The sequence below is a fragment of the Flagellimonas marinaquae genome, assembly GCF_003992675.1.
GTDB classification, from domain to species: Bacteria; Bacteroidota; Bacteroidia; order Flavobacteriales; family Flavobacteriaceae; genus Flagellimonas; species Flagellimonas marinaquae.
Map to the genome: position 1 here is coordinate 132,560 of NZ_RZMZ01000007.1, position 24,102 is coordinate 156,661.

General features: G+C 42.9%; 26 protein-coding genes and 1 tRNA gene. 16 read left to right on the forward strand and 11 right to left on the reverse strand.

All coding sequences use genetic code 11. From position 1 onward, the window contains the following. Positions 1–2: 2 nt before the first annotated feature. From kbl to EO130_RS04130, 3 genes are all read left to right on the forward strand, one after another. Positions 3–1,196 carry a glycine C-acetyltransferase gene (gene kbl, locus EO130_RS04120; RefSeq protein ID WP_127140259.1) on the forward strand — a complete coding sequence of 398 codons (1,194 nt, stop codon included), beginning with the start codon at positions 3–5 and terminating at the stop codon, positions 1,194–1,196. A gap of 123 nt (positions 1,197–1,319) precedes the next feature. Next, complete coding sequence (locus EO130_RS04125) at positions 1,320–2,678, forward strand: OmpA family protein (protein ID WP_127140260.1); 1,359 nt, start codon at positions 1,320–1,322, stop codon at positions 2,676–2,678. 64 nt (positions 2,679–2,742) lie between these two features. Next, positions 2,743–5,475, forward strand: coding sequence for a PD-(D/E)XK nuclease family protein (locus EO130_RS04130; protein WP_127140261.1), 2,733 nt, complete (start codon positions 2,743–2,745; stop codon positions 5,473–5,475). Here the strand turns inward: EO130_RS04130 and EO130_RS04135 are convergent, their stop codons facing one another. Continuing rightward, positions 5,476–6,186 (reverse strand): SDR family oxidoreductase, encoded by a 711-nt coding sequence (locus EO130_RS04135; RefSeq protein ID WP_127140262.1) that lies wholly within the window; start codon positions 6,184–6,186, stop codon positions 5,476–5,478. A gap of 318 nt (positions 6,187–6,504) precedes the next feature. On the opposite strand from EO130_RS04135, the gene EO130_RS04140 reads away from it, so the two are divergent. After that, positions 6,505–7,176 carry an RluA family pseudouridine synthase gene (locus EO130_RS04140; RefSeq protein ID WP_313781247.1) on the forward strand — a complete coding sequence of 224 codons (672 nt, stop codon included), beginning with the start codon at positions 6,505–6,507 and terminating at the stop codon, positions 7,174–7,176. Between the two features lie 79 nt (positions 7,177–7,255). Further along, entirely contained in the window at positions 7,256–8,110 is an 855-nt protein-coding gene (locus tag EO130_RS04145; RefSeq protein ID WP_127140264.1) for a CPBP family intramembrane glutamic endopeptidase, read from the forward strand. Between the two features lie 49 nt (positions 8,111–8,159). Here EO130_RS04145 and EO130_RS04150 read toward each other — a convergent pair whose 3' ends face one another. From EO130_RS04150 to EO130_RS04165, 4 genes are all read right to left on the reverse strand, one after another. Further along, positions 8,160–8,627, reverse strand: a complete 468-nt coding sequence (locus EO130_RS04150; RefSeq protein ID WP_127140265.1) for a hypothetical protein — start codon at positions 8,625–8,627, stop codon at positions 8,160–8,162. 484 nt (positions 8,628–9,111) lie between these two features. Beyond that, positions 9,112–9,366 (reverse strand): GIY-YIG nuclease family protein, encoded by a 255-nt coding sequence (locus EO130_RS04155; RefSeq protein WP_127140266.1) that lies wholly within the window; start codon positions 9,364–9,366, stop codon positions 9,112–9,114. A gap of 38 nt (positions 9,367–9,404) precedes the next feature. After that, a tRNA-Ala gene (locus EO130_RS04160) sits at positions 9,405–9,481 on the reverse strand. Positions 9,482–9,538: 57 nt separating this feature from the next. Beyond that, on the reverse strand, positions 9,539–10,336 hold the full coding sequence (locus EO130_RS04165; RefSeq protein WP_127140267.1) for a universal stress protein: 798 nt from the start codon (positions 10,334–10,336) through the stop codon (positions 9,539–9,541). A gap of 53 nt (positions 10,337–10,389) precedes the next feature. On the opposite strand from EO130_RS04165, the gene EO130_RS04170 reads away from it, so the two are divergent. The 6 genes from EO130_RS04170 (at position 10,390) to EO130_RS04195 (ending at position 14,723) form a co-directional block, all read left to right on the forward strand. Beyond that, positions 10,390–10,890, forward strand: coding sequence for a GNAT family N-acetyltransferase (locus EO130_RS04170; RefSeq protein ID WP_127140268.1), 501 nt, complete (start codon positions 10,390–10,392; stop codon positions 10,888–10,890). Between the two features lie 12 nt (positions 10,891–10,902). Then, on the forward strand, positions 10,903–12,237 hold the full coding sequence (locus tag EO130_RS04175) for an MATE family efflux transporter (RefSeq protein WP_127140269.1): 1,335 nt from the start codon (positions 10,903–10,905) through the stop codon (positions 12,235–12,237). A 125-nt stretch (positions 12,238–12,362) separates the two neighbouring features. Continuing rightward, positions 12,363–13,130, forward strand: coding sequence for an enoyl-CoA hydratase/isomerase family protein (locus EO130_RS04180; protein WP_127140270.1), 768 nt, complete (start codon positions 12,363–12,365; stop codon positions 13,128–13,130). A 286-nt stretch (positions 13,131–13,416) separates the two neighbouring features. Next, positions 13,417–13,680, forward strand: a complete 264-nt coding sequence (locus EO130_RS04185) for a hypothetical protein (protein ID WP_127140271.1) — start codon at positions 13,417–13,419, stop codon at positions 13,678–13,680. Further along, positions 13,677–13,943 (forward strand): type II toxin-antitoxin system RelE family toxin, encoded by a 267-nt coding sequence (locus EO130_RS04190; protein WP_127140272.1) that lies wholly within the window; start codon positions 13,677–13,679, stop codon positions 13,941–13,943. Before EO130_RS04185 ends, EO130_RS04190 begins: the two co-directional genes overlap by 4 nt. A 6-nt stretch (positions 13,944–13,949) precedes the next feature. Further along, a complete protein-coding gene (locus EO130_RS04195; RefSeq protein ID WP_127140273.1) occupies positions 13,950–14,723 on the forward strand; it encodes a UDP-2,3-diacylglucosamine diphosphatase in 774 nt (257 codons plus the stop codon). Between the two features lie 163 nt (positions 14,724–14,886). Here the strand turns inward: EO130_RS04195 and EO130_RS04200 are convergent, their stop codons facing one another. The 4 genes from EO130_RS04200 to EO130_RS04215 all read right to left on the reverse strand — a co-directional run bounded on the left by EO130_RS04200 (position 14,887) and on the right by EO130_RS04215 (position 18,762). Further along, a complete protein-coding gene (locus EO130_RS04200) occupies positions 14,887–16,146 on the reverse strand; it encodes an MFS transporter (protein WP_127140274.1) in 1,260 nt (419 codons plus the stop codon). Positions 16,147–16,152: 6 nt separating this feature from the next. Then, a complete protein-coding gene (gene recJ, locus EO130_RS04205) occupies positions 16,153–17,841 on the reverse strand; it encodes a single-stranded-DNA-specific exonuclease RecJ (RefSeq protein WP_127140275.1) in 1,689 nt (562 codons plus the stop codon). Between the two features lie 48 nt (positions 17,842–17,889). Further along, positions 17,890–18,240, reverse strand: a complete 351-nt coding sequence (locus tag EO130_RS04210; protein WP_127140276.1) for a four helix bundle protein — start codon at positions 18,238–18,240, stop codon at positions 17,890–17,892. A gap of 99 nt (positions 18,241–18,339) precedes the next feature. After that, the gene (locus EO130_RS04215; protein ID WP_127140277.1) at positions 18,340–18,762 is read right to left on the reverse strand and encodes an OsmC family protein; all 423 of its coding nucleotides are present in this window, start codon (positions 18,760–18,762) and stop codon (positions 18,340–18,342) included. Between the two features lie 55 nt (positions 18,763–18,817). Between EO130_RS04215 and EO130_RS04220 the strand changes: the two genes are divergently transcribed. From EO130_RS04220 to EO130_RS04230, 3 genes are all read left to right on the forward strand, one after another. Next, a complete protein-coding gene (locus tag EO130_RS04220) occupies positions 18,818–19,420 on the forward strand; it encodes a carboxymuconolactone decarboxylase family protein (protein ID WP_127140278.1) in 603 nt (200 codons plus the stop codon). Positions 19,421–19,496: 76 nt separating this feature from the next. After that, complete coding sequence (locus EO130_RS04225; protein WP_127140279.1) at positions 19,497–20,078, forward strand: hypothetical protein; 582 nt, start codon at positions 19,497–19,499, stop codon at positions 20,076–20,078. A 68-nt stretch (positions 20,079–20,146) separates the two neighbouring features. Continuing rightward, positions 20,147–20,731: a Crp/Fnr family transcriptional regulator gene (locus tag EO130_RS04230; protein ID WP_127140280.1), complete on the forward strand. Its 585-nt coding sequence runs from the start codon at positions 20,147–20,149 to the stop codon at positions 20,729–20,731. Here the strand turns inward: EO130_RS04230 and rsmI are convergent. Continuing rightward, positions 20,728–21,402: a 16S rRNA (cytidine(1402)-2'-O)-methyltransferase gene (gene rsmI / locus EO130_RS04235; RefSeq protein ID WP_127140281.1), complete on the reverse strand. Its 675-nt coding sequence runs from the start codon at positions 21,400–21,402 to the stop codon at positions 20,728–20,730. The genes EO130_RS04230 and rsmI overlap by 4 nt on opposite strands. Before the next feature lie 47 nt (positions 21,403–21,449). Next, a complete protein-coding gene (locus EO130_RS04240) occupies positions 21,450–22,145 on the reverse strand; it encodes a hypothetical protein (RefSeq protein WP_127140282.1) in 696 nt (231 codons plus the stop codon). A 155-nt stretch (positions 22,146–22,300) separates the two neighbouring features. Here EO130_RS04240 and EO130_RS04245 point away from each other — a divergent pair, with 155 nt between their 5' ends. Next, complete coding sequence (locus tag EO130_RS04245) at positions 22,301–22,945, forward strand: thymidine kinase (RefSeq protein WP_127140283.1); 645 nt, start codon at positions 22,301–22,303, stop codon at positions 22,943–22,945. Beyond that, the gene (gene alr / locus EO130_RS04250; protein ID WP_127140284.1) at positions 22,938–24,044 is read left to right on the forward strand and encodes an alanine racemase; all 1,107 of its coding nucleotides are present in this window, start codon (positions 22,938–22,940) and stop codon (positions 24,042–24,044) included. The genes EO130_RS04245 and alr overlap by 8 nt, the downstream gene beginning before the upstream one ends. Positions 24,045–24,102 lie beyond the last annotated feature (58 nt).

Genomic DNA, 24,102 nt, shown 5'->3' on the forward strand with positions numbered 1-24,102 from the left:
ATATGTACGGAAAAATTAAAGAGCACTTGGCCCAGGAGTTAAAGGAAATTGAAGAAGCTGGCCTATTTAAAAAGGAACGCATCATTACTTCTCCCCAAGGAGCCGTTATAAAAATCTCAACAGGTGAAGAGGTCATCAACTTTTGCGCAAACAATTATTTGGGGCTTTCCTCGCACCCAGAGGTGGTCCAGGCCGCTAAAGATGCTTTGGATACGCACGGATTTGGAATGTCGTCCGTTCGCTTTATTTGTGGAACGCAAGACATTCACAAGGAACTGGAACAAAAAATAGCCCATTTCTATGGAACTGAGGATACCATATTATACGCAGCTGCCTTTGATGCCAACGGAGGAGTGTTTGAACCCTTGCTCACTGCGGAAGACGCTATTATCTCCGATTCGCTGAACCACGCTTCCATCATCGATGGGGTGCGTTTGTGCAAGGCAAAACGTTACCGCTACGCGAACAACGACATGGCCGATTTGGAAAAACAGCTCAAACAGAGCAATGCAGATGGCGCCCGATTCAAGATTATTGTAACGGATGGTGTGTTTTCCATGGATGGCTTGTTAGCCCCATTGGACAAAATCTGTGACTTGGCCGATAAATACGATGCCATGGTCATGATCGATGAATGCCATGCCGCAGGGTTCATCGGTGAGACGGGTCGCGGAACATTGGAAGAAAAAGGCGTAATGGACCGTATCGACATTATTACGGGCACCTTAGGCAAGGCCTTGGGCGGTGCCATGGGAGGCTATACCACAGGAAAAAAGGAAATCATAGAAATGCTGCGCCAGCGTTCTAGACCTTATTTGTTTTCCAATTCCTTGGCACCCGCCATTGTGGGAGCTTCCATAAAAGTATTCGAGATGTTGGACAAGGACACCTCCCTACGCGATAAACTAATGCACAATACGGAGTACTTCAAAAAAGGTATGAAAGAAGCCGGTTTTGATATTATTGATGGGGATTCTGCCATAGTGCCGGTAATGCTCTATGACGCCAAATTGTCCCAAGACATGGCGGATATGTTGCTTAAAGAAGGTATATATGTGATAGGATTCTTCTATCCCGTAGTACCCAAAGACAAGGCAAGGATTCGCGTGCAGCTCTCCGCGGCCCACGAAAAGGAGCATCTAGACCGAGCAATTAATGCATTTATCAAGGTGGGAAAATCGTTGAAGGTGATCTAAAATCGACGAAATGCAACAAATCTTCTGGCAAATGAGTCAAAAAAAAAGAAATTTAGATTTTGTTAATAAGTCTTAACAACTTACATTTGCTGCTGATAAACACTTAAACTTAAAATTTTGAGCATGAAACATCTTAGCAAATTATTGGTTGTTGCTCTTGTATTTGTAGGGGTCAACAGCATACAAGCGCAAGACGAAAATAATCCCTGGCAGGTAAGCATAGGGGTGAATGCAATAGACGTCTATCCTACAAATGATGAGAACAACCCGTTCTCTAGTACTACGTTGTTCGACGAGTACTTCAACGTTACCGATCACTGGAACATTTTGCCGTCTGTATCTTACATTGGCGTTTCCAAGTACATTGGTGATGGTTTCTCTGTAGGAGCTAGAGGTTCTTTGAACAGAATCGAAAAATTGGGAGACTTCGAAGCCGATGATCTTTCTCACTACGCTATAGATGGTACTATTAAGTACAACATTCTTAAAAACACTGTAGTTGATCCTTTCGTAGAGATTGGTGGTGGTTACACTTGGGTTGACGAAATTGGTGCCGGTACCGTGAATGGTGGTATTGGTGTTAACTTCTGGTTTTCTGACAACCTAGGTTTCACACTACAAACACAATACAAGCATGCTTTCGAAGATTACTTGGTAAAGCACTTCCAGCACATGGCTGGTCTTAGCATCAAATTTGGTGGTACTGACACTGATGGTGACGGTATCTACGACAAAGACGATGCTTGTCCAGAAGTTGCTGGTCTAGCAGCATTCAACGGATGTCCTGATTCTGACGGTGACGGTATCGAGGATGCTAAAGACGCTTGTCCTAACGAAGCTGGTTCAAAAGAAATGAACGGATGTCCTGATTCTGACGGTGACGGTGTTGCCGATAAAGATGATGCTTGTCCAAACACTGCTGGTCTTCCTGCACTGGCTGGTTGTCCTGATGCTGACGGTGACGGTGTTGCCGACAAGGATGATGAATGTCCTAACGAAGCTGGACCTGCTGCTAACAAAGGATGCCCATGGCCAGATGCTGACGGTGACGGTGTACTTGACAAAGACGATCAGTGTCCAGATGTTGCCGGTACTGTTGCTAACAACGGTTGCCCAGAAGTAACTGAGGAAGTTCAGAAACAATTGAACGATTACGCTAGAACTATCTTGTTCGATACTGGTAAGTCTTCTATCAAAGCAGAATCTACTTCTGTAATGGTTGACATTATCCAAATCTTGAACGAGTACCCAACTGCTAAGTTTACTGTAGAGGGTCACACTGACAGCGTAGGTAGCGATAAATTGAACCAAAAATTGTCTGAAGAAAGAGCTAACTCTGTTAGAAACTTCTTGATCGACAAAGGTATCGATGCCAGTAGATTGTCTGCCATCGGATATGGTGAAGAGAAGCCAATTGCTACCAACAACACAAGAGCTGGTAGAGCACAAAACAGACGAGTTGAAATCAACTTGGTGAAATAATAAAAGAAGCAAAGTTTTCTTGAAAAAGGCTCCGCAAATGCGGGGCCTTTTTTATTTTTAATCCATGCAACAAAGTTTTCTCGAATATGTGCTGGACGACCTGGCAAGTAAGCAACTGGACATTACCACCTGTACCTTTGTGCTCCCCAGTAAACGTTCGGGAACCTTCCTTAAAAAACATATTTCCCATCGGCTGGAAAAAAACATATTCAGTCCAGAAATCGTATCCATTCAAGAATTCATTGGAAATCTTACGGACATCCAACAAACATCGAACATCGATCTATTGTTGGCGCTTTATGAAGTGTACAAAACTTCCCAAAAAGAAAATCCAGACGATTTTGCCTCTTTTATGAACTGGGGGCAAACCCTATTACAAGATTTCAATGAAATCGACGGCTACCTTATTCCAGCAAAGGACATCCTAAATTATCTTTCCGCCATCAAGGAAATCAACCATTGGTCCACAAATAAGGACAAATCCGAACTTGTGGAGAATTATCTGCAGTTATGGAAGAATTTGGAAATCATTTACGACCGTTTTTATACCAGTTTACTGGAACAAAAACGCGGATACCAAGGATTGATTCAAAGGGAAGCGGTAAAAGTCCTCCAACAAGAGCAACCAAAAGGAACAGCATCCAACCCCATCATTTTTGTGGGCTTTAATGCCTTGAACAACGCCGAATCCAACGTTATCCAACACTATCTGGAAGCAGGAAATTCCCATATCTACTGGGATATAGATTCCTATTTTTTGAACGACCCCATACACGATGCCGGCCTTTTCATCAGAAACTATCAATTTAATTGGCCCTATTACAAGCATGGACATAAAATATCGCCGCAGAGCAACTTTCTCTCCAAAAAGAACATCGTTATCACAGGAGTCCCCAAAAATATCTCACAGACCAAGTATGTAGGTCGATTGTTGGAAGAATTTGGTCAATCCACGGACATTGATCTCACAAAAACAGCCTTGGTCCTGGCCGACGAAACCTTACTCAATCCCATGCTGCATGCCGTTCCAGAAACTATTCCCGAGGTAAACATTACCATGGGGATGCCGTTGAACAAAACCGTGCTCTACTCCTTCTTTGTCAGTTTTCTGGAGCTTCAAATCAACACCTCGGAAAATGGCTGGTTCTATAAACGCGTACTGGAATTTATCTCCAATCCATATACCTTGACCCTATCTACAAAGGATAAAGGGAATTTTGCCCAACGCATATCCGAGGATATCAAAGAACACAACCTTATACATCTGAACAAGGCTGCCCTCAATGCATATCCGGAAGCAAAACAGCTGTTGCATATTATCTTTCCCGATACCGCCCTTTCCCCAATGGGATGGATAACGCACTCCTTAACCCTCATTGAACACCTGAAGACTATATATCAAAAGGAGAAAAATGCCCTTGAACTGGAATACTTGTACCGATTCTACGCGCTTTTCAATCAATTGGGACAGTATCTGGACAAAGTTGATATTGTGGGAGACCTAAAATCCATCAAAAATCTATTCAAGCAGTTAGCCAATATGGAGTCCTTGGATTTTATTGGCCAACCGTTGACCGGTTTTCAAATCATGGGAATGTTGGAAAGTCGAAACTTGGATTTTGAAACGGTCATCATCACTTCGGTGAACGAAGGCATACTCCCTTCCGGAAAATCGAACAATTCCTTTATTCCATTTGATGTCAAACGGGACTATGGCCTTCCCACCTACAAGGAAAAAGATGCTATCTACGTGTATCACTTTTACCGCCTGATCCAGCGCGCGAAGAACATTTACATTACCTACAATACCGAACCGGATGTGCTGGAGGGGGGCGAAAAAAGCAGATTGATTACCCAATTGCTCACCGATGAGCGCTTAAAAGACAATGTGACGCACTCCATCGCTACCCCAAAAATTTCCATTGAAGCACGGCAACCCATCCAAATCCAAAAAGATGAAAAATTCATGGCGGATTTGAAAGCCTTTGCCCAAAATGGTTTTTCTCCGACCTCCTTGACCAACTACATTAAAAACCCCATTGACTTTTACACAAGTAACATCCTTAAAATCAATGATTTGGATGAAGTGGAGGAGACTATTGCGGCCAACACTTTCGGCACTATTATCCATGATAGTCTCGAGCAGCTCTATACCCCTATAATTGGTGAAACGTTAACGGATAAACTCATTAAATCCCTGAAAAAAGAAGTGCCCCGTGTGGTGCAGCATCATTTTAGCAAAAATCTTTCTGGGGTCGATGCTTCCCAGGGAAGGTTTCTATTGGTGTACAATGTTATCCTGAAATATCTGTACAACTTCTTTGATAATGAAATCAAACAACTTAAGCGTCATCAAATCAAAATACTGGCCCTGGAAGAACGCTATGAAGCCTTGATAACGGTTCCAGGAGTTGATTTTCCCATCAAACTAAAAGGAACTTTGGACCGTGTGGATGAATTCGACGGTACCATTCGAATCATCGACTACAAAACGGGCAAGGTAGAGCCGAAAAATGTGAAAATCACGGATTGGGAAGATTTAATCACGACCTATGATAAGAGCAAGGCTTTTCAATTGCTCTGCTACGCTTACCTCTATGCCAAAAAACACGGCAGAAGCGATGTCCACGCAGGAATTATATCCTTTAAAAAATTGAGTCAAGGACTCTTACCCTTTACACAAGACAAGGATACCCGAATAGACTCGGATACCCTTACAACCTTTGAAAACTATCTTTTTGCTTTGATCCGGGAAATTTGTGATGCCAACCTTCCCCTTATCGAAAAGATTGACTGATTATTTCAAATCCGGACGTGTGGGACGCACCTCGATTTTACTGGGCAAGGTACGTGGATGCATGGTCAGTAAATCGATGACCAACTTTCCAATATCCTCCGGTTGGATTTTCCATGCATCTTTGTCCGATGGCTCATTGTCGTTGAAGTGGGAAGCCACGGAGCCCGGCATTATAGTCGTTACTTTGATGTTGTATGGCCTTAAATCCAGCATCGCGGCTTGGGTAAATCCTACCACGCCAAATTTGGTGGCATTATAGCCGGCACCTTGCGCAAAAAAGTTGGTGCCCGCCAAACTGGCCAAAGTCATATAATAGCCTTCAGACTTTTTTAGCGCATCGACAGAAGCCTTTAGCGTATGGTACACCCCGTTCAAGTTGGTGTTGATCATTTGGTGCCATTTGTCATCTTTCAATTCATCGATGGGTGCAAAATGTCCGACCCCTGCATTGGCCATAACTACATCCAGTTGTCCCCATTTATCCAATATGGCGGCAACCGCCTTTTGTTCATCTTCCAAATTGGACACATCGGATACTAATCCCAAAACATGGTTAGGATTGTTCAAGCCTTTAACCGCAGTATCTGCACTTTCTTTACTACGGCCACTAATGGCTACCTTCATGCCTTGCTCCAATAAACTTTTGGCAATTCCGTATCCAATACCTTTGGTCCCTCCTGTGATGTATGCTACTTTTCCTTCTAGTTTCATGTTGATTTTATTTTAAAGTAAAGTTCAAAAAAGCAGCTGCCAAATACAAAAAATCCATCCTAAAGGATGGTTAATGTTTGAATACGCCACGACTTTACTGAAAATCAATACTTTTGATACATCTTTAAAGTCGAAACCCATACCGTCCCAGACATCCCAAAGCCCCAACGGCTACAAGAATACGGTGTAGGCCTTTTTGAGGCTTTCTCCACAAAATCGGCACTAAAAAAAGCCCTAAAAAAGCAGTACGTCAAAGTTAATGGTAGGGTTGCCACAACGGCCACCCTTATTGCAGGTGGGGAGCAAATTACTTTTGCAATGCCACAGAAGATCTTACCTGTAAAACCCTTGGAATTGTCCTTAAGGGTTTTATATGAAGATGAATATGTGGCCGCCGTTCACAAACCAGCGGGTATTGAAGTGAGCGGGAATAAATTCAGAACCCTTGCCAATGCCTTGTCACAAAACCTAGAAGCGAGTATACTTTTGGATGCTACAATACCCCAACCCGTCCACCGCCTGGACTACGCTACTACGGGAATTGTTCTGGTGGGCAAAACAGCAAGTAGCATTCGTGCTTTGAACAAATTGTTTGAAGAAAAAAAGATTGTCAAAACCTATTATGCCATTACCATTGGCAACATGAAACCAAATGGCAGGATTGAAACAGCAATTGACGGTAAACCCTCACAATCGGATTATGAAGTTATGAAATCTGTCCTCTCCGAGCGTTTCGGCAGCCTCAATTTAGTGAGGTTGCATCCCAAAACGGGCAGAAGGCACCAATTGCGTAAACATCTGTTCAGCATTGGAAATCCAATTCTTGGTGATAGGGATTATCCTCTGGACGGCTTAATTTTAAAAGGCAAAGGTTTATACCTGCATGCCTATTCACTGGAGTTTGAGCATCCGTTTACCAAACAAATTATCCGCATTAGCGATGAACTTCCCAAAAAGTTCAAGAAAATCTTTGATTACAACACAACTTGACATCGAATAGTGAGCAAAAAGCACTGAGTAACAAAACAAAGCCCTGCTCGTCATTAAATACAATCAGTCTTAAAACAAAATGCTTAAAAATTCATTAGAACGTACGGAAGCTTGGAAAACCATCTTTATATTCCTTGCACTTGTCGTTGCGCTTACTTCACCCTTTCATTATGCAATAGTAAAATTGTATCCTTCACGAATATATGCTGGAGCTATTATGTGGTGTCCTGCAATAGCCGCTTATATCACACTAAAAATAAAAGGTCGTAAAATTTCATCGCTACATTGGAATTGGGGTGATTGGAAATATATCCGGTTATCTTATTTAATTCCTGCCTCATACGGCGTGATCACCTATGTTTTAATCTGGATTTTCGGATTAGGGAATTTAGCCAACAAAGAAGCAATTACAGAATGGGGGGCAGAATTGGGATTATTTGGAATAGGAACTTTGAATCCAACCTCGATAACTATCATAGCTATTATCTTATTGGGAACAGTAGAAGTAATAAGAGCTTCAGCAACAACTTTAGGAGAAGAAATTGGATGGAGGGGATTTTTTATTCATGAATTAAGAAAGGTGCTTTCCTTTACCGGTGTATCCATATGCAGTGGTGTTGTATGGGCTGCTTGGCATTGGCCGCTGCTCGTTTACTATAGCAATAATGTACTATTGGAATTTATAACCTTCTTTATCGTGATTATTTCTATGTCCTTTATTATGGCCTACTACACTTTTAAATCTAAAAGTCTATGGCCAGCAGTACTATTTCACGCGGTAAGCAATGTGTATATTCAAAAGATCATGCCACCTCTCACAATGAAAATTGAAGGAACCGAACATTGGCTTGGCGAAAACGGAATTATGTTTGCCATTGTTACCTGTGTTTTTGGAATTTACTATTGGCGAAAAGGGATTAAAGAAAAATTATAAAAAAAGCACCCCGTTTATGAGGTGCTTTTATGTATTTACAAGCAAGAGACTAGTTTCCTTCGCTCAAAGAAAAACTGCCATCACCACTAAAAGACTCCACGGTAATAGTCACAGTCCATATTCCAGAAGTACCTGCATCGGTTACTCCAGAGAAAGAATCGGGCTCAACCGCACCGTTCAATGATCTATTCAACACGATATTTGCATCTGCATCTGTTACGACCATATTGAAGGTACCTTCCGTGGTCGAAGTGATATCGGCATTATAATCCGCTGTACTGAGGTTGTTGTTCCAGCTGAATATACGGGTGGTAGAACCACCGTTGCCAGTAAAACTTGCATTGATGTCACCATTGAAATCGGACCGGTCACCAACCGTAAAGTCGGAGGGGCTTGTTCTTAATGTTGTTCCATTGACCGTTACACTCGCAAAAGGGTCATCATCTTTACTACAGGCAATGACGGTAAGGACCATTACTCCAGCTATTAAGGATTTGAATAGATTTGAGGTTTTCATACTTTACTTTTGATCAATTAATAATTATTGTTTTATAGTTTCCAAACGATAAACAATCATACCAACGAGTTCCCTACCCTGATGATATAAAATCAACTGTTTTTGTTGTGAATCGCGCCCTAATAGTTGTGAAATTTATTTTTTTTGAGAATTGGGTTATGTGTACAATAACGGTTAAGATTGGTTGGCAAAATTTACTTTGACTGGGAATCTAGTTGATATAAGGAAAAGATGATTAAAGGTGTCTAATGGGTATATCTCTTTTTCAAAATATTCTGAAATATGTGAAAGAGCATCGAAATAGTCCAATTTGCAACAAATAATCAAAAGGCAAATTTGATCTGATTTTACGTGCAAATTATGTGCAAATAAAAAAAAGCTTCAAAAATCATAAACTCTTGAAGTCCTATTAAAACTGGTGGAGAATACCGTCCCGATAGCTATCGGGAGAATCTGTGGCCTTTCCGAACGCCTTCGGAACGCTTTAGCCAACATCTTTCCCTACTAGATTCTCAATGTATTTCCTGCTTTTCTTCCTTTTAATATCCCTTTCACGCCCAATGGCTTCACTCCTAGCAGAAAACCTTTCTGTATTCTTTACCTCCCAATCCCTTGCAATTTTAGTGTATTTGGACCTGCCACTATTATGGCGGTTCATCCTATCATCCAAATCTTGACTGTGGCCCACGTAATAACGGTCCAAAGCTTTACTATAAACGATGTAGACAAAATACTCCATAAAAAAAGCACCCCGTTTGTGAGGTGCTTTTACATTTTTGGTGGAGAATACCGGATTCGAACCGGTGGCCTCTTGCCTGCCAGGCAAGCGCTCTAGCCAACTGAGCTAATCCCCCAAAGAGAGCGCAAAATAACTACTTTTTTCTGAAAGTATCAAAATTTGCGCTACTTCCTTAATCTTTTTTAACGCTTAGGACCAATACAGGTATCTTCACAAAGAACTCCGACTTGGGAATCGTGTTCTTTTCCCAAAGCTTTTTAAAGAAACCTCGCTTTCTTCGGAAAACGCATAATATATCGGGCTGCTCTTTCTGGAAGTATTCCGTTACGCCCAAGTACGTAGTTCCATTTTCGGTGATGGTCAACTGGGAGCTTAAATCCATCAGAGCGGTATTCACTTTTAAGTCGTCCTCGGTGTATCCTGGCCGTTTTACCAGCAACAGGCTCACTTCCGACCTGAACTTGTTTTTTATGATGATCAATGGATTCAAAATACTGCTTCGCTTCAAGATTCCAGACCCAAATGCGGTCAATATCTTTTTTGCAGGCTTAAAAGTGGTTCCTTTAGGAACAATCAATGTCGGAATCTCGGTTTGTTTGATGATCCGGCCCGAAGTGTTGCCCAAATAAAGCTCCTCTTGAATGTCGTTGCTTTTTGGGGCGATAATGATCAAATCGATGCCCAGTTCCTTGTGTATACTCTTCAAACCGTCAATAATATCGCCATTGTACGTGGCCATTTTGATTTCGATTCCCTTGGTATCAACTTTGTCGATGACCTCCTTTAAATGTTCCTTGCTGCTTTTTGCCACTTTTTCTTCCACATTGGCCAAGCTGCCCACCGCAGTAGTCACGGTGAACACATCCATCACATAGACCTTGGCTCCGAATTCGGAAGCAAAGTCAACCGCATATTGCAGGGTTTGATGTGAATCAGGAGAAGTTCCAATGGGTACAAGTATATTGTTCATGGTTTGGTGATTACGATTAAACCTTAAATTTACAATTTAATTGAAACGAATCAATGATAAGACGCGCAAAGATATCCGAAATCCCCGATATCTTGACCATAACCCGAGCCTGTGCCCAAAAAATGCAGGAGAACGGAATTTTTCAATGGAACGAGCATTACCCTTCCAAAGAAGCTTTTCTTAAAGACATTGATCGTGAAGAACTTTTCGTGATCGAAGAAAACAACATCGTTCAGGGCACCATTGTCATATCCACCTTAATGGATGAAGAATACGAGCCCATTGAATGGTTGACCCCGAACGGCAATAGCACTTACATTCATCGCCTTTCCGTTCATCCTGACCTCCAAGGGAAGGGCCTGGCTCAAAAAATGATGGATTTTGCAGAAAATCATGCCAGAGAACACGGGTTTGTCTCGATTCGATTGGACACTTTCTCCCAAAACAAAAGAAACCAGCGTTTTTACGAGCAAAGGGGCTATCAAAAACTGGGCGATATCTACTTTCCCAAACAAAGCGAGCATCCTTTTCATTGTTATGAATTAGTGCTGTAACTTGCGCTCGATTTGAGCACGCAGGTAAACTTCAAGAGCATCAACCAATTGGCCATTCCCGCAACTATTTCCGGGATTGCGGAACCCATCCTTTCCATTACGGACACGGCCATAGTGGGCAACATTCCAGTGGACGGACTGGAATCATTGGCCGCCGCAGGCATTGTAGGCTCCTTTTTGTCCATGCTGATTTGGGTGCTCGGCCAGACACGAAGTTCCATTTCCGCCATCATATCGCAATATTTAGGTGCTGGAAGGCTAGACGAGGTAAAAAATATGCCTGCACAGGCCATCTTTCTCAACATCTGCTTAAGCATCGTAGTGCTGCTCACCACCATTTTTGTCATTGAAGAAATTTTTGCGCTCTTCAATGCCTCTGGAAAAATATTGGACTATTGCGTATCCTACTATTCCATTCGGGTTTGGGGGTTCCCGCTCACGCTATTCACTTTTGCCGTTTTTGGCATATTCCGCGGACTGCAGAACACCTTCTACCCCATGATTATAGCCATGTTGGGAGCAGGGCTCAATATTATTTTGGACTTTATCCTTGTCTATGGTATCGAAGGGTTTATTCCTGCTTTGTATTTGGAAGGAGCTGCATGGGCCAGCTTGATCGCACAGGCCATCATGGCAATTTTGTCCCTTATCCTGTTGGTAAAAAAGACAGATATCAGCATGAAACTGACTTTCCCGCTGAACAAGGAAATCAAACGGTTGATTTTTATGAGTCTCAACCTCTTTGTACGAACCTTGGCACTCAATGCAGCCCTCATGCTTGCCGTGCGGGAAGCTACCACCTTGGGGGACCGATTTATTGGAGCGCATACCATCGCCGTCAACCTATGGTTGTTTGCCGCCTTTTTTATTGATGGTTATGCCGCCGCCGGAAACAGTATGGGCGGAAAACTTTTAGGCGCTGCCGATTACGATGGGCTGTGGAAGTTGGCCAAGACCATATTTAAATACGGGATGGTGGTAAGCCTTGCCCTTATGTGCCTCGGATTTATTTTTTACCGGCCCATTGGCCACCTTTTTTCCAATGAGGAAATTGTGCTCAATACCTTTTACAGCATTTTTTATATCGTAATCCTGGGATTGCCCATGAATACGTTGGCCTTTATTTTTGATGGAATATTCAAAGGCATGGGCGAAATGAAATATCTGCGCAATGTACTCTTGGCCGCTACTTTTTTAGGATTTATCCCTTGTCTTTATTTAGGCATGTACCTGGGTCTTGGTTTTTATGCCATCTGGATTGCCTTCGTGGTCTGGATGATGATTCGCGGATTCTCATTGGTCTGGAAATTTAGGCGAAAGTTCCGACCCTTGGTGCAAAACCCTTAATTTAGCACAATTAGAGTTCAGAGTTCAGAGTTCAGAGTTCAGAGTTCAGAGTTCAGAGTTCAGATAACTGATAACTGATAACTGATAACTGATGACTGATAATTGTTAATTGTTAATTGAAAACAATGTCCACTGATAGAACCAACGGAAGTTTATATACCAAGATTGAAAACAAGATAGCGACCATCGAATTCGGTCACCCAGCTAGTAACTCTTTTGTTTCCGAACTTTTGGCACGATTAGCCAAGGAATTTGAAAGGCTTGGTGAGAATGATGAGGTTTCCGTTATTGTGCTAAAATCCGAAGGAGAACGCGCTTTCTGTGCCGGTGCCTCTTTTGATGAATTGGTGGCCGTTTCCAACTTGCAAGAGGGCAAGCGGTTCTTTAGTGGCTTTGCCCATGTCATCAATGCCATGCGCAAATGTCCCAAACCGATTATTGGTCGGGTACAGGGGAAAACCGTTGGTGGTGGGGTCGGATTGGCCTCGGCCTGCGATTATGTACATGCCACCGTGGAGGCTGCCATCAAACTATCGGAGATTTCCATAGGAATCGGTCCGTTTGTCATCGCACCTGCCGTGGAACGCAAAATGGGGAAATCCGCTTTGGCAGAGCTCACATTGTATCCCACCGAGTGGAAAAACGCTTATTGGGCCAAAGAACAGGGGCTCTATGCCAAAGTGTACGATTCCATTTCAGACATGGACAAGGAACTAGACATTCACCTACAAAAATTAGCAACCTATAATCCCGAGGCACTGGCCGAAATGAAAAAAGTGTTGTGGGAAGGAACGGAGCATTGGGACGACCTATTATTGGAACGAGCAGAAGCTTCGGGAAGATTGGCACTGTCTCCGAATACTAAAAAAGCATTGGAAAAGTTCAAAAGGTAGTTGAATGCTCTCTAGTTTTAAAAATACGCATCACCCTGAACTAGTTTCAGGACCTCATTAAAAGATTAGGTTGTGAGATGCTGAATCAAGTTCAGCATGACGATTTTGAACGAGAGAAGAAATAAAAATTTACAAAATGAATGATTTGATTTTCCCCATACTCGCACTATTTGTGATTGTGGTGTATGTCTTCAACAGAATAAGAAGCAACCGTCGTTATAAAAAATAATATATACGATATATATTTTATATATTTGCCAGCGTAGCATTTGAGAGACCAAGTTGTATGGAAAACCAGATAAAAAAGTTGGTAGAAGTTGATAAATCCCTTGTGGTAAAACTAAAGGTCCTTTCTGCATTCGAAAACTTGAGTGTGAAAGCTTTAATGGAAAAAGCCATTGTGGAATACGTCAAAAAGAAAGAGCTTGAGCGTTTTGATCGACTTTCTGAAACGGAAAAGGAAGACCTTGGGCTATTACTTTTGATGCAACAAGCGGACAAAGAAGATTTTGTGAGCGAAGACGATGTCTTTAAAATATTGGATGAATGAAAATCAAATATCTTAAATCGTTGGAAAAGGATTTAAGGAAGCTGAATGACAGGAAGACCAAGCACAAATTGAAACAAATCATTCTCCAAATGAAAGAAGCCAAAACGTTGGATGAACTTACATCGATTAAAAAGCTATCGGGGCACCCCCATGCTTTTAGAATACGGGTAGGTTCCTATCGTCTAGGTTTTTTCTACGAAAATAATACCTTCGTATTATCCCGATTTGTGAAACGCAATGATATCTACAAACTTTTTCCTTAGATCAATTTGAAAAATATCTCACTTCCTATAGGCAAAAAAGTCTATTTCGCGAGCGACAACCACCTCGGGGCCCCGACCCGATCGGACAGCTTGCCCCGTGAGAAAAAATTTGTGGCCTGGCTAGACTCCATTAAGGACGATGCTGGTGCCATTTTTTTAATGGGCGACCTTTTTGACTTTTGGTTCGAGTACAAAACAGTAGTGCCCAAAGGCTTTACGCGAACCTTGGGAAAACTGGCAGAACTATCGGATATGGGCATTCCTATCACCTATTTTGTGGGTAACCATGACCTTTGGATGAACGGTTATTTCGAAGAAGAACTCAACATTCCCGTTTACCATAAACCGAAGCAATTCCTCATCAACAATACCTCCTTTTTTATTGGACATGGTGATGGATTGGGGCCGCACGACAAAGGCTTCAAACGCATGAAAAAGGTGTTTACCAATCCTGTGGCCAAATGGTTCTTTAAATGGCTTCACCCCGATTTGGGCGTTCGCTTAGGACAGCATCTATCCGTAAACAACAAAATAATTTCCGGCGAAGCGGATGCCAAATTCTTAGGAGAGGATAAAGAATGGCTCATTTTATATGCCAAGCGCAAGCTGGAAGAGCAACATTACGACCATTTTATTTTTGGTCACCGACATCTGCCCATGGAAATCCAGCTCAACGAAAAATCGACCTACACCAATCTTGGGGATTGGATTTCCTATTTTACCTATGCTGTTTTTGATGGCGAAAAATTAAGCTTACAAAAGTTTGAATCGAGAAATTGAAGTCTGTCAAATATTGGACTTAAGGTAGACTGTCACTTCCAGCGCAGTCGAGAAGTCATAAAAACAGGGTCTCGACTGCGCTCGACCTGACAACTAAGCGCTATCTATTAATCACCAAATGATTAACAAATTCTTTATGTCAAACACACGTTACCTTTGAAACTTAATCCTCCTTTTCGTGCTCGTCAATATCTTTTTGAAGGTCCAATCGCCTAAAGGTTGGCGAAACGATTGCCGTTGTACCCGCCGTTAAAATTGTCATGCAACCACCAAAGACCACCGCTGTGACCGTTCCCAACAATTTGGCCGCCAATCCACTTTCAAAAGCGCCCAACTCGTTGGAGGACCCCACGAACATGGAATTTACCGATGCTACTCTTCCCCGCATATTGTCCGGTGTCTTTAATTGCAAAATGGTTTGCCTTATGATCATGGAAACGCCATCCACAGCGCCACTCAGGAATAAGGCAATCACCGATAACCAAAATAACTCGGACAGTCCAAACACGATAATACAGACCCCAAAGGCAAATACGGCCCACAGCAATTTTTTACCTGCATTTTTGTGCAACGGAAATCGTGTGGATCCCAACATGGTAATGGATGCGCCTACGGCCGGAGCCGCCCTCAAAATTCCGAATCCTTCCGAGCCCACATGCAAAATATCTTGCGCATAAATGGGCAAAAGTGCAACGGCTCCGCCGAAAAGCACCGCGATCATATCCAAGGTCAACGCTCCAAATATCGCCTTATTGCCAAAAACAAATTTGAGTCCATCCCGTAAACTTTGGAAAACGGGTTCCCCAAGTTTTGGGTTCATAATGGGCTTTTTGGGGATTTGGAACAAGAAAATCAACGCTATCAAGGAGAAACCAAAAATAACGCACATACTCCAATGCACTCCAATCCAACTAATGGAAAACCCGGCCAAGGCCGGACCCAAAACCGATGCCAACTGCCAAGTGGAACTACTCCACGTGGCTGCGTTCGGATATATTTTTTTGGGAACGATCAATGCGATCAAGGAAAAAATGGTCGGTCCTAAAAACGAGCGCACAAATCCGCCCAGGAAAACCAAGGCGTAAATGGAATATAAAATGGTCTTGGATTCCCAGGCATCTTCAAGCCCGGGCCAACTCAATAAAAATAGTCCTAGACTGATTACGGAAAACCCCGCAATACAGGTAACCAGCAAATTCCGTTTCTCTTTCTGGTCCACGATATGACCAGCGAAAAGTGCCATGCTCACTGCGGGAATCACTTCCATCAATCCAATAATCCCCAGTGAAAGTGGGTCCTTGGTCAATGAATACACTTGCCACTCAATGACAATGAACTGCATGGACCATGCAAATACCATGGCAAAGCGTACAATCAAAAATATGTTGAATTCCTTATAGCGGAGCGCTGCGTAGGGGTCCATAAATAGCTAGCGAATATCTCTAAGTTTCAGTTGAAGGCTCACCGTTCCGTTCCATTCATTTTCATCCAACGAAAATACGGCATCAAACGGTTTTATTCGCTTTACTACATTCAATTTATCGCCCAAATTGAACCCAATAGCACCAATAGGATTGTAACCGGGCTGATATACGCTACATTTTAAGTGCTTTTCGTCCTCGCCCACGCCACGGGCATAACCCGTGTCCTTTAAACCTTCGGCTATAAAAATCGGGGTCATGTTACCTGGGCCAAAGGGGGCAAATTGTTTCAGGATTCGCATCAATTTCGGAGTAATCTGATCCATTTGGATTTTTGCATCCACCGTTATTTCCGGTTGGAGCAGTTTGGGGTCGATGGTTTCCGAAACCACTTTTTCAAACTGATTTTTGAAGGCTTCGTACTGTTCTTCCAACAAGGTAAGGCCTGCAGCGTACATATGCCCGCCAAACTGCTCCAAACAATCGGAACAGCCTTCGAGGGCATTGTAAATATCAAATCCTTTGACCGAACGGGCCGAAGCAGCTAATTTGTCCCCACTTTTAGTGAAAACCAAAGTAGGTCTATAATAAGTTTCTGTTAATCGTGAAGCCACAATGCCGATTACGCCCTTGTGCCAATGCTCATTATAGACCACGGAAGTGAACTTTTCCTCTTCTTGGTTTTCCTGAATTTGGATCAAAGCTTCTTGGGTAATCTCTTGGTCCAAACTCCGTCGCTCGGTATTAAAAAGTTCTATTTCTGATGCGAATTGTTTTGCCGTAGGCCAATCTGTTTCGGCGAGGAGATTTACAGCATGCTGACCGTGTTTCATTCGCCCTGCGGCATTGATCCGAGGCGCAATGATGAACACCACATCCGTAATGGTAAGTTCTCTTTTTTTGGTTTGGTCGATCAGGGCTTTGATCCCTATTCGAGGATTTTTGTTGATGACCTGTAATCCATAATGGGCCAGCACCCGATTTTCTCCTGTAATGGGTACAATATCCGCAGCAATGGCAGTCGCCACCAAATCCAGATAGGGAATTAAATCATCGATAGTTTTTCCTTGTTTGGAAGCAATAGCCTGAATCAACTTAAAGCCTACGCCACAACCACAAAGTTCCTTGTACGGATATTTGCAATCTTCCTGCTTGGGGTCCAACACGGCAACGGCATCAGGAAGTGATGGTCCAGGCCTGTGGTGATCGCAAACTATCACATCAATCCCCTTTTCCTTAGCATATTTTATTTGATCAATGGCCTTGATGCCACAATCCAAGGCAATCATCAAACCAATATCGTTGTCCGCTGCAAAATCGATTCCTTGGAACGAAATACCATAGCCTTCCCCATAGCGGTCTGGAATATAGGTCGCTACGTTTGGATAGGATTCCATCAAAAAGGAGCTCATTAAGGCTACGGAAGTCGTGCCGTCCACATCGTAATCACCGTACACCAAAATATTCTCGCCTTTTGACATGGCCTGCTCAATCCGTTGGACAGCCTTGTCCATGTCCTTCATCAAAAAAGGGTCATGCAAATGGCTCAACTCTGGACGGAAAAACGCTTTCGCCTCCTCGTAGTCGCTTATCCCCCGTTGCAGCAGCAATTGGGCAACCAAATCATCAACGCCCAATGCTTCGGAAAGTTGGTCAATGGATTTTTGTTCAGGTTTTGGTTTTATGGTCCAGCGCATAGCTATACAAATTCAAGTTCAAAATTTAAGCTCAAACCCAAATTTCGGTTATCTCTTCTTTTTGATTACTGTAGCTGTGATTTTAATCAATTGCTCAACTTCGTCCAACAAACCTAAGCTTATGGATTTGTTTCCATAATCTATTTTATTCAAAATTTTTAGGTTTACGCGTGACTCCTTCAATTCCCTAAATGTGATAGTAGCCCGGTACACAAAGTCTTTATCGGTGGTCGTACCTTGAGCTTCCCCAAAGTTCAGCGCAGCGCTTCCAGTGGACCGAAGCAATTGGTTTCCGTAATATTGGCCGGTAAAATCGTTGGGTAAGTCATGGCAAAAAGTAGCAATGCAAGCTGCCAAATCCACAAACCTTTCCTCTAAATCAAATTTTTTCTGAGTCATAGTTTTTTATTTGATTCTGAGGTTGACCCTATAAATATAAATGATTTACCTGAATTTGAGTTTGGGTATTGTATTTGAACTTAACGCTTTATCAAAAGTCTATTTATTGTGATAGAAAGTCTTAATGTCCAATTTGGCAAATTTTCTGAACATTTCCATCACTCCACAATATTTTTCCACGGAAAGGTCCACCGCCTTTTTAAGCTTTTCCTCGTTTAAATTTGCACCTGTAAAATGATACTCTATCACTACGGAATCATAATATTTTGGATGCTCTTCGGTGAGATTGGCAATGGTCTCTATTTTAAAATCATCTACTTCCAGTTTCATTTTTTTTATGAGCGAAGCGACATCCAGGCCAGAGCAGCCTGCCAACGAGGACAACATCAACGCTTTTGGACGCAAGCCGGCACCCGACCCTCCGCTTTCTGCTCCAGCATCCATGCGTACTGTATGCCCAGAAGGATTGTTGCTCTCAAACGCCATTTCGCCTAACCATTTGGTGGTGATGTGATTTGTCATGATGATTAATTTTTGTTTCTTGTAGACTTCAAAAATACAATTTATAATCTCAACGATGGCCCTAGTAGACCCCCTTTCCCCCGACCATGATATCGAAACCAAGCAACTGGCCGAATTTTTCAACGAAACCCTTGGGTTTTGCCCCAATTCAGTTTTGACAATGCAGCACAGGCCTGCCATTTCCAAGGCATTTATCAATTTGAACAAAGCCGTAATGGCCAATGAAGGCCGAGTGACTTCTGCCCTGAAACGGATGATTGCTTGGGTAAGCAGCAACGCCACAGGATGCCGGTATTGCCAGGCCCATGCCATTAGGGCCGCGGAACGTTATGGTGCCGAACAGGAACAATTGGAAAATATTTGGGAATACCGAACCCATAGCGCGTTTTCGGAAGCGGAGAGGGCTGCTCTGGATTTTGCCTTGGCGGCTTCCCAAGTGCCCAATACGGTGAATGCGGATATAAAAAAACGACTGCACCAACATTGGAACGATGGCGAAATTGTGGAAATGATGGGGGTCATTTCTCTTTTTGGATACCTCAACCGCTGGAACGATTCCATGGGAACCAACATTGAAGAAGGAGCTGTGGAAAGTGCCGAAAAATATTTGGGCGAAGTGGGTTGGGAAAAGGGCAAGCATGATGGTTCCAAATATTGAAATGCTTTTCTTGACCTGTATCAACATTTAAGTCCTCCCATTGTCCAAAATTTGCCATGAACAAAAACTACCGATCATGGCAAAACTGATATTAACACCTGAAAATCAAATCCAACGATTAAATACCATTTTCAATTCGGTTGAACAGCTGAGGGATTTACCTTTGGTTCAACTCAAAAAACGGGGCAATCCCAAAACTTGGAGCGTGTTGGAGGTGATTTTACACCTCAACATCGCCTATGGACATTACCAAACAAAGTTTGAGGAAATACTGCCCAACTTATCCAGTATTGATGTGGAGCAGAAAAAATTTAAATGCAGGGCTTGGCAAAAATTTGTGATTGAAGGGCAAAGGCCCAAAAACAACGTCAGAAAATGGAAAATGAAGACGCTAAAACGTTTTGAGCCCATAATCGATTCGGAACATGTGGATGACAAAAAGGCAAATGAAATTATTGATTCATTCTTTGCATTGTACGGGCATTTAAAGGAAACCATTGTAACTAGCAGGGGAAAGGACGTTACGAAGATAAAGTTTGCGTCCGCAATCGGACCCATTGTCAATTTTTATCTACCAGAAAGTTTTGAGTTTCTCATTTGCCATTTGGAACGGCATATGGTTCAGATCAGCGAAATTTTGAAACAGGTGGAAAAGTAATCCGTTCTTAAATCCCTTACTGATTTTGCCCAATGTAGTATTTTTAGAAAAAATATATTTTGGGCAACATGCGTGATGAAGACTTTTTGCTTTTAAAAAACCTCTTTTTCAATCTTCGGATATCCGATAAAGAGGAGGAACACTTCAAGTCACTTTGGTGCACAAAATCTTTTAAGCAATACGATTTAATCACTGAAGCGGGTAGCATTGAACGGAATTTTTACCTCGTCCTCGAAGGCGTACAAGCTATTTATGTCTTGAATGAAAAAGGCGAAAAGGTAGTTTTGGGCTTTTCTTACACAGGCAGCCCATCTGGAGTTTTTGACTCTTTTGTGAGCGGAGAACCTTCAAAAATTTTCTTGGAAGCCCTAAAGCCATCAAGACTTTTGGCTATCTCAAAAAGCGATTATCTTGATCTGTTCAAAAACGATCCTTCCTTTTATCAGTGGGGACATCATTTTTTTCAGGAAGTCCTGTTTGGTAGGTTGTCCCGAGAGGTGGAACTGTTGACCCTAACCGCGGAACAGCGATACATTTCATTTATGCAAAGATGCCCGGACGAATTAAAGGTAATTCCCCAAAAATATCTGGCATCCTACCTCAACATGAAGCCAGAAACCTTTAGCAGACTAAGAGCTTCTACTGTTTACTAAGACTTCTTCCCCCCAACCACAATCACGAATTCCCCTTTGGGCGCTTTCTTGTTGAAATGCTCCAAAACTTCTGCCAAGGTGCCTCGAACCGTTTCTTCATACAATTTGGTCAATTCCCTGGACACAGAAATAGCCCTGTCTTCTCCGAAGTACTCGGCAAAATGGGTCAAGGTTTTGATAAGCTTGTGGGGCGATTCGTAAAAAACCATAGTGCGGGTTTCTTCGGCCAATTCCAAAAGTCGGGTCTGGCGGCCTTTTTTTATGGGCAGAAATCCTTCAAATACAAATCGGTCGTTGGGCAATCCGCTATTAACCAACGCTGGAACAAATGCCGTTGGACCAGGCAAACACTCTACCTCAATATCGTTTTCAACACAAGCGCGGGTCAACAAAAATCCAGGATCGGAAATAGCTGGGGTACCTGCATCGGAAATCAGTGCGTAGATTGAGCCCTCCTTCATTTTTTGTACCAAACCATCCAGCTGTTTGTGCTCATTGTGCATGTGATGGCTCTGCAAGGGTGTGTTGATTTCAAAATGTTTGAGCAATTTGCCGCTGGTGCGGGTATCTTCCGCCAAAACCACATCTACTTCCTTGAGCACCTTGATGGCACGAAGTGTCATGTCCTCCAAATTGCCAATTGGTGTTGGCACTAGATATAGCTTTCCCATGGACCAAAGTTAAGGTCTTCCTATTAAAATAAAATTGAAAAATGGATTTATGCGAACCTTCTTTCGATAAGCGCCAAGAAACGGGCCTCATACTCTTCCTTCCCCTCCCAATTATTGTACTCCGGTTTCACCATATTGTTGATGAAGGCAATGGAGCGCTCCTCGGTATCGATAGTGTTGAGCTGGGAAAGCACACGGGTATAATCTTCCATGTTATTATTGAAGAGGTGCTTTACAAAGGCAAGCTTGTCGTTTAGACCCACTTGAAAATCCTTGGCAAACCTATCGTTCAATGATTTTGGTTGAATGGACTGGGTCGCAGAAGTGTTTCCGATGTCCTGAGGAGTCACCTCTTCCATATCGTTCTTCATCAAGTTGGGCTTTGCCACAAATTCGGTAAAAACCTTTTCCAAGTCCTCATCGGACGGCATTTCGGACACAATATCCCTAATGGTATCCATCGAAGGAGTTGTAATGATATCATCTTGGTGGGGATTACTTTCGGGAACCGATGTATTACCGCTCAAAACGGCGTTGGCCATTTTCTCGAACCGTGAGGCAATCACGTTTTGGGAGACATCCACCTCAACATCGTTCAACTTCTCATCAATAAATTTGAGAACGGCCAGTTTCTCGTATATCTTTCTTGACTTATCATAGAGTGCAGCAAGATCGGTATCCTCTCGCGCCGTAATGATTTCTGTAGACAATTTAATAAGCTCTTCCCTCAATTTCCGTATCATAGCTTTTCCTCTTTAGTATAAAAATATAACGATTTTGCGAATACCCTATCAACAAAAGGTTAAAATCTTATTGAAAACAGGGGTGCAATTTTTTAGTAGCTTTGTGCTGGTTCCCATATAACGGGAAAACAAACAATTTCTTTCAAAAATACGGTATGTTTCTCGAAAACACAGTCAACCCTAAGGAACAGTTTGGATGGATTGAGGTGATTTGCGGTTCCATGTTTTCCGGAAAGACCGAAGAGCTTATCCGTAGACTAAGACGGGCCCAATTTGCCAAGCAAAAAGTGGAGATTTTCAAACCCATTGTAGATACCCGCTACCATGAAGAAATGGTGGTCTCCCACGACTCCAATGAAATCCGGTCCACTCCGGTTCCCGCCGCAGCCAATATTCGCTTATTGGCCGATGACTGTGATGTAATCGGCATAGACGAAGCCCAATTTTTTGACGATGAGATCGTGACCGTTTGTAACGATTTGGCCAACCGTGGAATCCGGGTGGTAGTCGCAGGACTGGATATGGATTTTAAGGGGAACCCTTTTGGACCCATGCCCGCATTGATGGCAACGGCCGAATACGTTACCAAGGTGCACGCTGTGTGCACTCGAACGGGCAATTTGGCCAACTACAGTTTTAGAAAATCCCTTAACGATAATCTGGTCCTATTGGGCGAAACTGAAGAATATGAGCCCTTGAGTCGCGGGGCTTTCTACAAGGCTATGCTCCGAGAAAAAATAAAGGATATGGATGTAAAATCCGAAGAGGTAAATTCCAAAAAAGAAAAATCCAATGAATAAGGTCGGGGAAACTACCTTGGTCCTGGACCTCTCGGCCTTGGAACACAATTACAAATACCTTCGTTCCAAGATAGCACCTGAAACCAAGTTTTTGGGTGTGGTGAAGGCCTTTGCCTATGGGAGCGATATGGTGGCCATTGCCCAAAAATTGGAAGAGTTGGGTGCCGATTACCTTGCCGTAGCCTACGCAAGTGAAGGGGTTTTGTTGCGGCAGGCCGGGGTAAAGCTCCCTATATTGGTGCTGCACCCCTTGGCGGCAAACTTTGATGATTTGATTGCCTATTGCTTGGAGCCGAGCCTTTATTCAAGAAGTATCCTGAACCAATTCCTCAAAGCTGCCGAAACACAGAAACAACAGGATTATCCCGTTCACATCAAGTTCAACACAGGGCTCAACCGTTTGGGTTTTTCACAAGTCGATGTTGATTTTATTGCAGAAGAAGTCAAACGAAATGCATCCGTTAAAATCGTTTCCACCTTTTCGCACTTGGCCGCCTCCGAAGATGGTAGTGAAAGGGCGTTCAGCTTGGAACAGATCGGCTCATTTAAGAAATCGAGCAAGGCCTTGGGCGAAAAATTAGGTTATGCTCCCATGCGTCATATGTTGAACACCTCCGGTATCATCAATTATGCCGAGGCCCAGTTCGAGATGGTCCGCAGCGGAATTGGATTGTATGGGTACGGCAATCAGGCCGAAGTGGACGCTTCCCTGAGGCCCGTGGCTACGCTAAAAACCGTTATTTCGCAAATCCATGAAATCGAGCCCAACCATTCCGTGGGCTACAACCGTGCCTTTAAAGCCGATAAAAAAGTAAAAAGTGCCACCTTGCCCTTGGGCCATGCCGATGGTATTGGTCGACAATACGGAAAAGGGAAAGGTATTGTCATCATTAATGGAAAAAAAGCGCCAATTTTGGGAAATGTGTGCATGGACATGATCATGGTAGACGTCACCGGAATTGATTGCAAGGAAGGGGACGAAGTCATAGTGTTTGGTCCGCAAAAATCTGCCGAAGCCTTTGCCGCTGGTGCCAACACCATCTCCTATGAAATCCTCACCGCCATATCCCAGCGCGTGAAAAGGGTTGTGAAATGTTAATTTTTTTCTGGACAACTAAGGGCACAGACTTCTTTTTTACTTAATTTGTTGGTCAGTA